The organism is Micromonospora sp. NPDC048868 (assembly GCF_043198195.1).
Lineage (GTDB): Bacteria > Actinomycetota > Actinomycetes > Mycobacteriales > Micromonosporaceae > Micromonospora > Micromonospora reichwaldensis.
Window position 1 is genome coordinate 286,843 of sequence record NZ_JBICUN010000002.1, and the last position, 12,868, is coordinate 299,710.

Sequence of the window (12,868 nt, forward strand, 5' to 3'; positions counted from 1 at the left end):
GATGGCTAAGCTGCTACCATCGCTAATTTCAGTGAACGCCGTTAACTATCGCAACGGTGTTTCCTCTGGTCAAGGTGGTTGTCGATGGCCGCACCCACTCGGCGGGAACGCCTGCGCACGGCGACCGTCGCCGAGATCAAGGACGGGGCACGCCGGCTGCTGGTGACGGGCGGGGTCGACGCGATCTCGCTGCGGGCCATCGCCCGCGACATGGGCATGACGGCGCCGGCCATCTACCGCTACTTCCCGAGCCTGGAGGCGCTGGTCGCGGCCCTCGCCGCCGATTTCTACAACGAGCTACGGGTGCGGCTGGAGGCGGCCCGGGACGACGCCGGGGGCGAGCCGGTCGCACGGTTGCTGGCCATGTCCCGGGCGTTCCGCGCCTGGTCGATGGCGCACCCCGCCGAGTTCGGGCTGATCTTCGGCGCCCCCGTCCCGGGGCGGACCGCCTTCGTCGACGGCCGCGCCACCCAGGACCATCCCGGCGCCCGCCTCGGCGCCGTCTTCATCCAGCCGATCCTCGACCTGTGGCGCCGCTCCCCCTTCCGCACCCCGCCCGGCGAACTGCTCCGGCGGCACCTGGACGGGCGGCTGGAGCCGCTGCGGCTCAGCCACGGCGAGGTGCCGATCGAGGTCGCGTACGCCTTCCTCTCGGGCTGGACCCGCCTCTACGGGCTGGTCGCCATGGAGGTCTTCCACCAGTTCGACTGGGCGGTCACCGAGGCCGAGGCGCTGTTCGAGCTGGAACTGGAGACGTTCGCCGCCCAACTGCTGGCCGGCCCGCCCCCGGACGACAGCCCGCCGTCCTGACCTCGGTGGCGTCCGGCTACCGCCCCCGCGCCCGGGTCCGCTCCCGGTGCCCGGCACGGTCGGGGCGCCCGATGTGGCTGCCCTCGCGTCGGGACTCACCGAGCCAGAGGTGCGGCGCGTGGTGGCGGACCCGGCACACCGAGCGCCGCCAGGGTGCCCGCCGCGACGAGCCCCGCCACAGGTGACCGTGGCTGATGGCTTCCGCCGACGACCGCGACAGCCGCGACGAGGCCGCCGACCCCGGCCAGGACGAGGAACAGGGAGAGCGGCAGGCCGACCCGGGCACGGCGCCGTCCGGTGGGTAGCACCGTGGCGTCCGGGGCGGGGGTGGGCGCGCTGAAGGGTGCTGCCATGGCAGGCAAGCCTAGGCCGACCGGCGGCGGAAGGGCTGACCGGCGGGACCTGTGGGCGCTAGGCTCCACCGGCATGGGTGACGAGCTGCCGCCCCGGGCCGACGTGGTGATCGTCGGCGCCGGGCACAACGGTCTGGTGTCCGCGATCCTGCTCGCCCGCGCCGGGCTCGACGTGCTGGTGCTGGAGGCGGCGGACGTCATCGGCGGGGCCACCCGCACCGAGGCGCCGTTCCCGAAGGTGCCGGGGCTGCGCCACTCCACCGGGTCGTACCTGCTCGGGCTGATGCCGCCGGAGCTGCTCGCCACGCTGGACGTGCGCATCCCCGTGCTGCGCCGCGACCCGCACTACTTCCTGCCCACCCCGGGCGGCCCCGGCTCGCCGTACCTGCTCTTCGGCAGCGACACGGCGGCGACCCGCGCGCAGCTCGCCGAGTTCTTCTCCCCCGCCGACGTGGCCGCCGACGACGCCCTCCAGGCCGAGCTGGCCGCGCTGCGCGACGACCTCGCCCCGGCCTGGCTGGCCGAGCCGCTGCCCGTCGAGGAGACCGCCGAGCGGTACGTCCGGCCGGCGCTGCGGCAGGTCTTCGTCGACCTGGTCCGCGGCTCGGTCGCCGACCACCTGGCCCGCTTCGACTTCCGCTCCGAGCTCCTGATGAGCATGTACGCGGTCACCGACGGCCTCTCCGGGCTCAACGCCGGCCCCGACGACCCGGGCACCGGGCACAACTTCCTCGTGCACAACATGTGCCGGCTGCCCGGCTCCGACGGCACGTGGATGATCGCCGAGGGTGGGATGGGCACCGTGTCGCGTACGTTCGCCGACGCCGCCCGGGCCGCCGGCGCGACGATCCGCACCGGCACGCCGGTCAGCGCGATCACCCTGGACGGCGGCGCGGCCAGCGGGGTCGTGCTCGCCGACGGGCGGGAGATCGGCGCGCGGGTGGTGCTCGGCGCGTGCGACCCGTACCGCCTGATGGACCTGCTGCCCGACTGCGCGCTCCCGGCGCCGCTGGCCGAGCGGATGGCGGCGGTCCGCCGCCCCGGCACCACGCTCAAGCTCAACCTGGCGCTGACCGGTCTGCCCCGCTTCTCCTGCCTGCCCCAGGGCTCCCCGAGCCCGTTCGGCTCGACCATCCACCTGCTGCCCGGCTCGGAGTCCCTGACCGGTGGCGGCGGCGAGTCGCCGATGGCGGCGCTGCGCGCCATGTGGGCGGACGTGCAGGCGGGGCGGCTGCCCGCCGAGCCGACCATCGAGTGGTACCTGCACACCACCGTCGACCCCTCACTGTCGGACGGCCGTGGACACCACTCGTCGGCGCTCTTCGTGCAGTCGGTGCCGTACGAGCTGGCCGGCACCACCTGGGACGAGGCGCTGCCCGGCTACGTCGACCGCCTGATCGGCATCTGCGAGCGGTACGCCCCCGGCACCGGTGACCTGATCGCCGACGCGGTGCCGCTGCCGCCGCCCGGCATCGAGGCGCACTTCGGCATCACCGGCGGGCACATCCACCACGTCGACAACACCGTCTCGTTCACCGACCGGATGCCGTACGCCACAGGCGTCGACGGCGTCTACGCGGGCAGCGCCGGCTGCCACCCGGCCGGCAGCGTCATCGGCGCGGCCGGCCACAACGCCGCCCGCCGCATCCTCACCGACCTCACCCACTGACCCACCCACGCCGCCCCACCCACGCGCCGGGGCGCCGCCTTGAGCGTCGATCATGCAGTTGTGGTGCCCGATACGTGACGGTGACCACCGTTATGCGGACCGCCACAACTGCATGATCGACGCCGCGGGAGGGCGGGAGGGGGGTCAGGCGGTGGTGGGGTTGGCGTCTGCGCGGTGGGCGCGGACCTTGTGGCCGACGCTCGTCAGGCAGCGACCGCTGGCCAGGTCGAACTTCCAGCCGTGCAGCTGGCAGGTGAGCTGGTCGCCCTCGACGATGCCGAACCGGGTCAGGTCGGCCTTCAGGTGCGGGCAGCGCCGCTGCACCACCCAGTCGCCGAGGGTGATGTCCTCGGCGTCGCTGGAGCGCTCGTGCTCGTCGTACCAGCCCTCCGCGTACTGGAGGCGCTCGGTGGAGAGGCACTTGAAGAAGGCGTAGACGAACTCGTTGTACTGGCCGATCCGGGCCGCCGAGAAGCGGCAGGAGAGGAAGAGGGAGTTGACCCAGTCCACCTCGCCGATGTGCAGCAGGTGCTCGATCAACGCCCGCTCGGTGCGGAACCGGTAGCGGACCTTCTCGTCGGCGTACGGCCGGACCTGCTTGCCCGGGAAGTCCACGACGATGGATTCGACGCTCTCGCCGTCGTAGCCGACCAGGTCGAAGCGGACCGGGCCGCCGACCCCCTTGGCCAGGTAGATCGACTCCTCCAGCAGGGGCTCGATCCGGCGCTGCATCTCCTTGAGCACGTCCACCTCGGGGTGCCGCCAGGACGCCTTCTCGGCCTCGATGACCGGCCGCTTGCGCTCGCGCATCTCCTCCAGGTGGGCCACCTTGTTGGCGAAGAACTCCTCCACGGGCACCGGGTGCGTCGTGCTGGCGTCGGAGGTGGTGATCTCCGCGACGCTGCCCGGGAGCAGCACGACGCCGTTGGTGCCGCCGACCTTGGCGTACTCGCTCAGGAAAACCGACTGGTCGGGGAAGATGTTGCCCTCGTCGCCGTGGATGTCGTTGAACTGCCACAGCTCGTCGTCGAGGAAGCAGGGCGGGCCGGCGATCGGGAAGACGTGGTCGGCCTTCAGGTCGTCGATGTAGCGCCAGGTGCGGTCGAACTGCCGGTCGCGCTTCTGCTTGCCGAACGCCGTCTTCGCCGCCTGCGGCAGCTCGTAGACCATCGGGTACCAGATCGCGCCGGAGAATTGGAGCATGTGCGCGTGCACGTGGCCCAGCTCGGCGAAGACGCTCAGGTCGGTGGGGCGGGCGTCGTTCTGGTTGAGCAGCCGGACCCCGTCGTACTCCACCCACAGGGACGAATCGCCGATCGGGCCGTCGGTCGGGCTGGTCAGCGCCTGGATCATGATCTTCAGGCCGCCGTCCAGCTCCACGACCTGCTCGTTCGGCGCCTTCAGGAACTTGGTGAAGCCCAGCTCCCGCAGCTCGTCCTCCATCTCGGAGGTGGGGAACGCGGGCAGCAGCACGGTGGCGTCCTTCGACACGAAGCGCTTCAGGTGCGCCGCGTCGAAGTGGTCCCGGTGCAGGTGCGACACGTAGAGGTAGTCGACGTCGCCGAGGGCCTCCCAGTCGAGCAGGGAGTTGTCCGGAAAAGGGAACCATGAGGCGAAATAGGCCGGATTGACCCACGGGTCGCACAGGATGCTGCCCGCGGCCGTGTCGATCCGCATGCTGGCGTGCCCCGTACCGGTCACTCGCACCGCAGTTCCCCCTCAAAACGACAAAACAAGGTGTACGCCAGAAACGCTACCGGAGGGAGTCTGGCGACCTACCCGCGACGCCGGTAGTGCCGATGCGCACGGGTGGAGCCGGGCCCTTGGTCCCGACGCCGGCGACCGCCACCTGCCCGACGCCGGGCACCGTGCCGACGTCCCTGCCGGCCCTCGTACGTGGCCCGGGCCGACGCCCGCCGCGCCCGTGCGGATCGTGCGGTCCGCCCCATCGGTCGGACCCAGCGCCGGGCCCGGCACGAGGCGTGCCAGACTAACCGGAGATCCGATCGCGAGGGAAGGACCGACAGTGGCAGGAAGCGAGCCGGTAACGTCGCCAGACCAGCACAAGCCCGGGCACCGCAAGTCCGGGCGGATCGGCGCGGTGGTCTCCGCGCTGGCCCTGCTGGCGATGCTCTGCGGCAACCACGAGGGCAGGGTCGAGAACATCTGGCTGATCGGCCTGGCCGTGCTGCTGCTGCTCATCGTCATCGGCGACACCGTGCTGCGGCGCAACGGCCTGCGGTCCTGACCGCACCCGCGTCAGCCGGCGTCGCACCGGTCCGCGCGCCGGAGGCCACACGCACGAGGGCCCGCCCCCGACTGGGGAGCGGGCCCTCGCCGTACGCGGATCAGCGGCCGAACAGGATGTCCTGCACGTCCTTGAGCGCGGCGTCGACCTCGGCCTCGAAGTAGCCGCCGGGCACCAGCCCGAAGCGCAGCGTGTCCAGGTCCTTCGGGTTCACCGGCATCGGGTTGCGCCCCTGCATGCCGCCCAGCAGCGTGTCGAAGAACCGGTCGACCTGGTCGGGGTCGTACCCGCTGCCGAACCGGCGCACCTGGAAGCTGCGACGGATCTGGTCGACGCGGTAGAGGTCGCTGCCGGGGGGACCGGCCATCGGCGGGCCGGCCATCGGCGGCGGGCCGGCCATCGGCGGCGGGCCGCCGACGGGTGGGCCACCGACGGGTGGGCCAGCGACCGGCGGACCACCGACCGGCGGACCGGCGTGCGGTGGGCCGCCGAAGCCGGGCTGCGGCTGCGGAGGCGGCCCGGCCGGGCCCCGGCCCCGCAGGTCACGCAGGTCCCGCTCGGGCATCCGGATCTCGGCGGTCATGTCGGCGCGAGCGCGCCGGCCGGCCTCGAACCCGTCGAAACGCGGCTCGTCCCCGTAGCCACCGGGACCGTCGCCGTAGCCACCGCCGGGGCGATCGCCGTAGCCGCCCGGACCGTCGCCGTAGCCACCCGGACCGTCGCCGTAGCCACCGCCGGGGCCGTCGCCGTAGCCACCGCCCGGACCGTCGCCGTACTTGCCGGGTCCGTCGCCGTAGCCACCGCCGGGGCCGTCACCGTAGTTGCCGGGGCGGTCGCCGTAGTTGCCGGGACCGTCGCCGTAGCCGCTGGGGCCGGCGGGCAGGCCGCGCGGCGGCGGAGCGCCGTGGCCCATCGGGGCGCCCGGTCCCATCGGGCCGGGGCCGCCGGGTCCGCCGGGACCGCGCGGCGGTTCGTAGCCGCCCCGCGGGGCGTCGTAACCACCGGCGAAGGCACCGGTGGGCTCGTCGTAGCGGCCGTAGCGGTCGCCGGGCGGACCGGCCTGTGCCGGCATCGGCCGGGGCGGCATCGGCTGCGGGACCGGCGACATGCCGCGGTCGTCGCGCGCCGGGGGGCCCATGCGGTCGGGCGGGCCCATGCGGTCCGGGGGACCCATCCGGTCGGGCGGACCCATGCGGTCGGGGGCGCCCAGGCGGTCGGGCGGACCGAGGCGGTCGGCGTCGCGGGGGTCGCCGCCGCGGCCGCCGGCACCACCGCGCTCCTCCAGCTCGGCCAACTGCCGCTCGACCCGGTCGAGGTGCAGGTCGACCTGCCACTCGTCGTAGCCGTTGAAGCGGACCCGGAAGACGACGTCGTGGACCTCCTGGGAGGCGACGGGGGCGCCCACCGGACGGCCGTCGAGCGTCGCCTCGACCCGGTCCAGGAAGGCGTCGACCTCGTCGACCTTGTATCCCCGGCGGAGCGCCTTACGCCGGAAACGCTGACCCTGACTCGCCACTATGTCTCCTGGTCTCGTTCGCTACGCCCGGTCACGCCTTCTCCCTGGCCCGGTCGGTGTCAATGTCCTCGGCGGCGGCGAGCTGCCCGCACGCTCCGTCGATCTCGCGACCCCGGGTGTCCCGCACGGTCGTCGACACCCCGGCCTCGCGCAGCCGCCGGACGAACTCCCGCTCGACCGGCTTGGGGCTGGCGTCCCAACGGCTGCCCGGAGTCGGGTTGAGGGGGATGAGGTTCACGTGGGTCAGCTTCCCGGCCAGCAGCCGCCCGAGCAGATCGGCTCTCCACGGCTGGTCGTTCACGTCTCTGATCATGGCGTACTCGATCGACACCCGACGCCCCGTGCGGGCCGCGTAGTCCCACGCCGCGTCCAGCACCTCGGACACCTTCCAGCGCTGGTTGACCGGCACGAGTTCGTCGCGCAGCTCATCATCGGGGGCGTGCAGCGACAACGCAAGGGTCACCGAGAGGTCTTCGCTGGCCAGTCGGCGGATGGCCGGGACCAGGCCCACCGTGGAGACCGTGATGTGGCGCTGCGACAGCCCGAGCCCCTCGGGCGCCGGCGCGACCAGCCGGCGGATCGCCGCGACCACCCGGGAGTAGTTGGCCAGCGGCTCGCCCATGCCCATGAAGACCACGTGCGACAGGCGCGGCGGTGAACCCGCCACCGCCCCGGAGGCGGCCACTCCGGCCAGGTAGACCGCCTGGTCGACGATCTCGGCGGTGGAGAGGTTGCGGGTCAGCCCCGCCTGCCCGGTGGCGCAGAACGGGCAGGCCATGCCGCAGCCGGCCTGGCTGGAGATGCAGACGGTGACGCGGTCCGGGTAGCCCATCAGCACGCTCTCCACCAGCGAGCCGTCGTGCAGCCGCCAGAGCGCCTTGCGGGTCGCGCCGTCGTCGCAGGCCAGCTCGCGGACCGGGGTGAGCAGCCGGGGCAGGAGCTGGTCGGCGAGCTTCTCCCGGGTAGCGGCCGGCAGGTCGGTCATCTGCCCCGGGTCACGCACCAGCCGACCGAAGTAGTGGGTGGAGACCTGCTTGGCGCGGAACGCCGGCTCCCCCAGCTCGGCGACCAGGGCGCGGCGGCCGGCGAGGTCGAGATCGGCGAGGTGACGGGGCGGCATCGCGGGCCGCCGCCCGGGGGCGTCGGGGTCTGCGGGGATCAGGGGCAAGCTCGTCATGGCGCGTCCAGTCTGTCACGCCGGACGGCCGACACACCTGTCCGGAGGTGCCGAATCGCCCCCCGCCGCCCGGGCGGGACCACTGACGACGGGTGATTCACGCCTCACTCCAGCACCGGAACGAAGACCGCCAGGAGCAGGTACGCGGTCGGCAGCGCGAAGAGGATCGAGTCCAACCGGTCCATCAGGCCGCCGTGCCCGGGGAGCAGGTTGCTCATGTCCTTCACCCCGAGATCCCGCTTGATCATGGACTCGGCGAGGTCACCGAGGACGGCGGCGCCGGAGACCGCCAACCCGAAGAGCGCGCCCCACCACGGGGCCACGTCGAGGAGCAGCCAGAGCAGCAGGGCACTGCCCAGCGCCGCGGCGGTGACCGAGCCGGCGAAGCCCTCCCAGGACTTCTTCGGGCTGATCGAGGGGGCCATCGGATGCTTGCCGAAGCTGACGCCGGCGGCGTACCCGCCCGTGTCGGAGAGGACCACCGCGGCCAGCGTCACCAGCACCCGCAGGTCGCCGTCCTCGGGCACCGCCGCCAGCAGCGCGGCGAAGCCGGCGAGGAACGGCACGTACACGGCGATGAGGGTGGCGGCGGTCAGGTCACGCTGGAAGCCGCCCGGCCCGTCGCCGAGCCGCCAGACCATGGTGCCCAGCACGGTCACCAGCAGGCCGAGGCTTAGCGCGTCGGGGCCGGAGAACCAGGCCAGCCCGATGGTGAGCACCCCGCCGGCGATCAGCGGCACCAGCGGCGGGTGCGCGCCGCTGCGGCGTACCGCCCGGGCCATCTCCCACATGCCGATGGCGACCGCCGCGGCCACCACCACCAGGAAGGCGGTCCGGTAGAAGAACAGCGGCACCACGATCAGGGCGCCGAGGCCCACGCCGACGGCGATGGCCGCCGGCAGGTTGCGCCCGGCCCGGCTCGGGACGGGCTGCTGGGTCGGGGGCCGGTCGGCGCCGGCCCGGCGCCGACCGCGCTGCCGGCGACCCGGGGGCCGCGCGGGCTCCGGCTCCGGCTCCGGCTCGACGTCCCGGACCGGTTCGAGCTGGGTGGTCGGGTACTCGGAGTCGTCGGGATCGCGGTGGCCGTTCATCGCCGCCGGTTCACCGGCCGCCGCCACGTCGGCGTGCGGGCGGGAGGGGGCCGGCACCTCGGCGTACGCGTCGGGGAGCGCTGCGGGACGGCGGTCCCACCGGCCCGGATCGATCTCGGGCTCCGGCCAGGGGAGGGCGGGCACCGGGGCGGGAGCGGGCGCGTCGGGGCTGTCCCAGCCGCGGGGCTCGGCGCTGCCGTGGGGATCGAGGTGGGACATCACGCACCGAGCGGGACCGGTACGAGATCCACCAGATGACGCACAACCACAACCATTCCCCTACCCGCGCGACTGTTCCGTCCGGTTGACCCGCCCGACGGCCGGCCGATTCCCACCGTTCACCGCAGGGTGCCGGGAATCCTGCCGAGCCTACTGCACCCGCCGATCCCTCACGTCCGACCGGCCCCGTGCCGGCCCGCCGACGACGGTGGCACCGGGGCCCGCCGCCAGAGATCGGGCGGTGGAGCGCCGGTGCCACGACGTCGTCGTCGCCGGCGGAGTGCCGGCGCACGGTTCACACCTCGAGAAGCTCGCTCTCCTTGTGCTTGACCAGATCGTCGACGGCGGCGACGAAGCGCTGGGTCAGGTCGTCGAGTTCCTTCTCGGCGCGGCGGCCGTCGTCCTCGCCGACCTCGCCGTCCTTGACGAGCCGGTCCAGCTCCTCCTTGCCCTTGCGGCGGATGTTGCGGATGGCCACCTTGGCCTCCTCACCCTTGTGCCGGGCGACCTTGATCATCTCTCGGCGGCGCTCCTCGGTCATCTGCGGGAGCAGGATGCGGAGCTGGTTGCCCTCGTTGTTCGGGTTGGCGCCGAGGTCGGAGTCGCGGATCGCCTTCTCCATGGCGTTGATCTGCGAGTTGTCGTACGGCTTGATGATCACCATGCGCGGCTCGGGAACCCCGATGGACGCCATCTGGGGCAGCGGCGTGGGGCTGCCGTAGTAGTCGATGATGATCTTGGAGAACATGGCGGCGTTGGCGCGACCGGTGCGGATCGCGCCGAACTCCTCCTTGGCGTGCTCGATCGCACGCTCCATCTTCTCCTCGGCCTCGAGGAGGGTGTCGTCGATCACCGGTCTCCTCGCCTCCTTCTGTGCTCGTCGTGGGCTTGTCGTGTCGGAGGGACCGCTGAGGTCGGGTCGGGCCGCTCAGGCGGTGATCAGGGTGCCGATCTTGTCGCCGCCCACGGCCCGGATGATGGTGTCGTCGCCCTGCGCGCCGAAGACCAGCATCGGCAGGCCGTTCTCCATGCACAGGCTGAACGCGGCGGCGTCGGCGACCCGCAGGTTGCGCCGCAGCACCTCGGAGAAGGTGATCGCGTCGAACTTGCTGGCGGTCGGGTCGATCCGCGGGTCGGCGGTGTAGACGCCGTCCACGCCGTTCTTGCTCATCAGCACCACGTCGGCGCGGATCTCCAGGGCCCGCTGGGCAGCCACGGTGTCGGTGGAGAAGTACGGCATGCCGGCGCCCGCGCCGAAGATCACCACGCGGCCCTTCTCCAGGTGCCGGATGGCGCGCAGCGGGATGTACGGCTCGGCGACCTGGGCCATCGTGATCGCGCTCTGCACGCGCGTCTCGATGCCCTCCTTCTCCAGGAAGTCCTGCAACGCGAGGCAGTTCATCACGGTGCCGAGCATGCCCATGTAGTCGGCCCGGGCCCGGTCCATGCCGCGCTTCTGCAACTCCGCGCCCCGGAAGAAGTTGCCGCCGCCGACCACCACCGAGACCTGCACGCCGCGGCGGACCACGGTGGCGATCTGCCGGGCGATGGCCTGCACGACGTCCGGGTCCACCCCGATCGCGCCCCCGCCGAACACCTCACCGGAGAGCTTCAGCACCACCCGGCGGGCCCGACCGGGGGGCGGCGCCGTCGGATCGTCCGCCGCCAGACTCCGGTCACTCACAACCTGCGTCATCCGCCCCGCCCTTCCCCATGCGCACGTCCCGTACGCCGCGTACCGCGAAACTGCCGTAGCCGACCTTATGTGACGAGGAGGCCGCGGTGCCTGTCACGTACACCGGCGGCCTCCTCGTCGACGTTTCCCTGCCCGCGGGGCGCGAAAGCGCCCGGGGCGGCTCAGGCCTGGCCGACCTCGAACCGCACGAAGCGGGTGACCTCGATGCCGGCATCGGCCAGCAGCTGCTTCACCGACTTCTTGTTGTCGGCGACCGACGCCTGCTCGAGCAGGACGTAGTCCTTGAAGAACGCGTTCACCCGACCCTCGACGATCTTCGGCAGGGCCGCCTCGGGCTTGTTCTCCTCGCGGGCGGTCTGCTCGGCGATGCGCCGCTCGGAGTCGACGATGTCGGCCGGCACCTCGTCCCGGGTGAGGTACTTCGGCCGCATCGCGGCGATCTGCATCGCCACGCCCCGGGCGTCCGAGTCGGACGCCTCGTCGCCGGCCGTGCTGGTGTACTGCACCAGCACGCCGACCGCCGGGGGCAGGTCCTGGCTCTTGCGGTGCAGGTAGACGGCGGTGGTGCCGTCGAGCTTGGCGAAGCGGTTCAGGACGAGCTTCTCGCCGATCTTGGCGGACTGCTCCTGCACCAGGTCGGCGACGGTCTTGCCGTCCAGCTCGGTGGCGAGCAGTTCCTCGGCGGTGCCGACGCCGCTGCGCTCGCCGTGCTCCACCAGCTGCTGGGCCAGCTCGATGAACGCGTCGGTCTTGGCGACGAAGTCGGTCTCGCAGTTGAGCTCGAGCAGCGCCTTGCCGGAGTGGGCGATCAGACCGTTGGCGGCCGTACGGCCGGCCCGCTTGCCGACGTCCTTGGCGCCCTTGACGCGCAGGATCTCGACGGCCTTGTCGAAGTCGCCCTCGGCCTCGGTCAGCGCCTTCTTGCAGTCCATCATGCCGGCGCCGGTGAGGTCGCGGAGCTTCTTGACGTCCGCGGCGGTGAAGTTGGACATGGCTCTCTCTTCGGTGTTGAGACTGCGGGTGGGTTGGTCCTGGTGCCGGTTACCCGGATCCGGGCGCGACGTGCCCGGCGTACCTGCCGCTCCCCGCCGCCCGGGAGGCCGGGCGGCGGGGAGACGGCGGTGCGGTCACTCCGCGGCGGCGGTCGCCGGCTGCTCGACCGGCTGGGCCTGCGGGGCCTGGTCGGCCTGCGGGGCCTGCTCAGCCTGCGGGGCCTGCTCGTCGGCCTTCTTCGGCTCCTCGAGCAGCTCGCGCTCCCACTCGGCCAGCGGCTCGTCGGAGGCGACGCCCGGCTCCGGCTTCTCGTCGCTGCCGCGACGACGGCCGGAACGGGCGATCAGGCCATCGGCGACGGCGGCGGCCACGACCTTGGTCAGCAGCTCGGCCGAGCGGATCGCGTCGTCGTTGCCCGGGATCGGGAAGTCGACCTCGTCCGGGTCGCAGTTGGTGTCGAGCACCGCGATGACCGGGATGCCCAGCTTGCGGGCCTCGTCGACGGCGATGTGCTCCTTCTTGGTGTCGACCACCCAGATCGCGGCCGGGAGCTTCTGCATGTCCCGCAGACCGCCCAGCGTGCGGGTCAGCTTGATCTTCTCGCGGGAGAGCTGCAGGGTCTCCTTCTTGGTGTACCCGGCGGCGGTGCCGCTCAGGTCACCCAGGGCCTCCAGCTCCTTCATCCGCTGGAGCCGCTTGTAGACCGTCTGGAAGTTCGTCAGCATGCCGCCGAGCCAGCGGTGGTTGACGTAGGGCTGACCGACCCGGGTCGCCTGCTCGGCGATGGCCTCCTGGGCCTGCTTCTTCGTGCCGACGAAGAGGATGCTGCCACCCTCGGCGACGGTCCCGCGCACGAACGCGTAGGCCTTCTCGATGTAGTCGAGGGTCTGGCGCAGGTCGATGATGTAGATACCGTTGCGCTCGGTGAAGATGAAACGCTTCATCTTCGGGTTCCAGCGCCGGGTCTGGTGCCCGAAGTGGACACCGCTCTCCAGCAGCTGACGCATGGTCACGACGGCCATGGTGGGGTACTCCTCGTGGTCCCTGGTTGTCCCGCCCGGCCAGGCGGCCGGGCGTCCTGGCGCCCGGTCGGCGG

Annotated in this window: 12 protein-coding genes; 3 read left to right on the forward strand and 9 right to left on the reverse strand. The window is 72.5% G+C overall.

Annotated elements, in window-relative coordinates:
- Positions 1 to 84: 84 nt before the first annotated feature.
- Positions 85 to 810: a TetR/AcrR family transcriptional regulator gene (locus ACGFNF_RS04180; RefSeq protein ID WP_393165644.1), complete on the forward strand. Its 726-nt coding sequence runs from the start codon at positions 85 to 87 to the stop codon at positions 808 to 810.
- 95 nt (positions 811 to 905) lie between these two features.
- On the opposite strand, the gene ACGFNF_RS04185 is transcribed toward ACGFNF_RS04180, so the two are convergent.
- Entirely contained in the window at positions 906 to 1,163 is a 258-nt protein-coding gene (locus ACGFNF_RS04185) for a hypothetical protein (RefSeq protein ID WP_393165646.1), read from the reverse strand.
- A 73-nt stretch (positions 1,164 to 1,236) separates the two neighbouring features.
- Between ACGFNF_RS04185 and ACGFNF_RS04190 the strand changes: the two genes are divergently transcribed.
- Positions 1,237 to 2,832, forward strand: a complete 1,596-nt coding sequence (locus ACGFNF_RS04190; RefSeq protein ID WP_393165648.1) for a phytoene desaturase family protein — start codon at positions 1,237 to 1,239, stop codon at positions 2,830 to 2,832.
- A gap of 144 nt (positions 2,833 to 2,976) precedes the next feature.
- Here the strand turns inward: ACGFNF_RS04190 and ACGFNF_RS04195 are convergent, their stop codons facing one another.
- Positions 2,977 to 4,539 carry a Rieske 2Fe-2S domain-containing protein gene (locus ACGFNF_RS04195; protein ID WP_393165650.1) on the reverse strand — a complete coding sequence of 521 codons (1,563 nt, stop codon included), beginning with the start codon at positions 4,537 to 4,539 and terminating at the stop codon, positions 2,977 to 2,979.
- 319 nt (positions 4,540 to 4,858) lie between these two features.
- Between ACGFNF_RS04195 and ACGFNF_RS04200 the strand changes: the two genes are divergently transcribed.
- Complete coding sequence (locus ACGFNF_RS04200) at positions 4,859 to 5,080, forward strand: DUF2631 domain-containing protein (protein WP_121396083.1); 222 nt, start codon at positions 4,859 to 4,861, stop codon at positions 5,078 to 5,080.
- Between the two features lie 100 nt (positions 5,081 to 5,180).
- Here the strand turns inward: ACGFNF_RS04200 and ACGFNF_RS04205 are convergent, their stop codons facing one another.
- From ACGFNF_RS04205 to rpsB, 7 genes are all read right to left on the reverse strand, one after another.
- Positions 5,181 to 6,596: a DivIVA domain-containing protein gene (locus ACGFNF_RS04205; RefSeq protein WP_393165652.1), complete on the reverse strand. Its 1,416-nt coding sequence runs from the start codon at positions 6,594 to 6,596 to the stop codon at positions 5,181 to 5,183.
- A 31-nt stretch (positions 6,597 to 6,627) separates the two neighbouring features.
- Positions 6,628 to 7,773 (reverse strand): 23S rRNA (adenine(2503)-C(2))-methyltransferase RlmN, encoded by a 1,146-nt coding sequence (gene rlmN / locus ACGFNF_RS04210; RefSeq protein WP_393165654.1) that lies wholly within the window; start codon positions 7,771 to 7,773, stop codon positions 6,628 to 6,630.
- Between the two features lie 104 nt (positions 7,774 to 7,877).
- Positions 7,878 to 9,083, reverse strand: coding sequence for a phosphatidate cytidylyltransferase (locus ACGFNF_RS04215; protein ID WP_393165656.1), 1,206 nt, complete (start codon positions 9,081 to 9,083; stop codon positions 7,878 to 7,880).
- 295 nt (positions 9,084 to 9,378) lie between these two features.
- Complete coding sequence (frr, locus tag ACGFNF_RS04220) at positions 9,379 to 9,936, reverse strand: ribosome recycling factor (protein ID WP_151456851.1); 558 nt, start codon at positions 9,934 to 9,936, stop codon at positions 9,379 to 9,381.
- 75 nt (positions 9,937 to 10,011) lie between these two features.
- Positions 10,012 to 10,779, reverse strand: coding sequence for a UMP kinase (gene pyrH, locus ACGFNF_RS04225; protein WP_357579658.1), 768 nt, complete (start codon positions 10,777 to 10,779; stop codon positions 10,012 to 10,014).
- A gap of 161 nt (positions 10,780 to 10,940) precedes the next feature.
- A complete protein-coding gene (gene tsf, locus ACGFNF_RS04230; RefSeq protein ID WP_393165658.1) occupies positions 10,941 to 11,771 on the reverse strand; it encodes a translation elongation factor Ts in 831 nt (276 codons plus the stop codon).
- 135 nt (positions 11,772 to 11,906) lie between these two features.
- Entirely contained in the window at positions 11,907 to 12,794 is an 888-nt protein-coding gene (rpsB, locus tag ACGFNF_RS04235) for a 30S ribosomal protein S2 (protein WP_393165660.1), read from the reverse strand.
- Positions 12,795 to 12,868 lie beyond the last annotated feature (74 nt).

Bases quoted from the DNA above. Each gene is read 5' to 3' on its own strand.
- ACGFNF_RS04180 (WP_393165644.1), top strand. From the start codon at position 85: ATGGCCGCACCCACTCGGCGGGAACGCCTGCGCACGGCGACCGTCGCC.
- ACGFNF_RS04185 (WP_393165646.1), bottom strand. From the start codon at position 1,163: ATGGCAGCACCCTTCAGCGCGCCCACCCCCGCCCCGGACGCCACGGTG.
- ACGFNF_RS04190 (WP_393165648.1), top strand. From the start codon at position 1,237: ATGGGTGACGAGCTGCCGCCCCGGGCCGACGTGGTGATCGTCGGCGCC.
- rlmN (WP_393165654.1), bottom strand. From the start codon at position 7,773: ATGACGAGCTTGCCCCTGATCCCCGCAGACCCCGACGCCCCCGGGCGG.
- ACGFNF_RS04215 (WP_393165656.1), bottom strand. From the start codon at position 9,083: ATGTCCCACCTCGATCCCCACGGCAGCGCCGAGCCCCGCGGCTGGGAC.
- pyrH (WP_357579658.1), bottom strand. From the start codon at position 10,779: ATGACGCAGGTTGTGAGTGACCGGAGTCTGGCGGCGGACGATCCGACG.
- tsf (WP_393165658.1), bottom strand. From the start codon at position 11,771: ATGTCCAACTTCACCGCCGCGGACGTCAAGAAGCTCCGCGACCTCACC.
- rpsB (WP_393165660.1), bottom strand. From the start codon at position 12,794: ATGGCCGTCGTGACCATGCGTCAGCTGCTGGAGAGCGGTGTCCACTTC.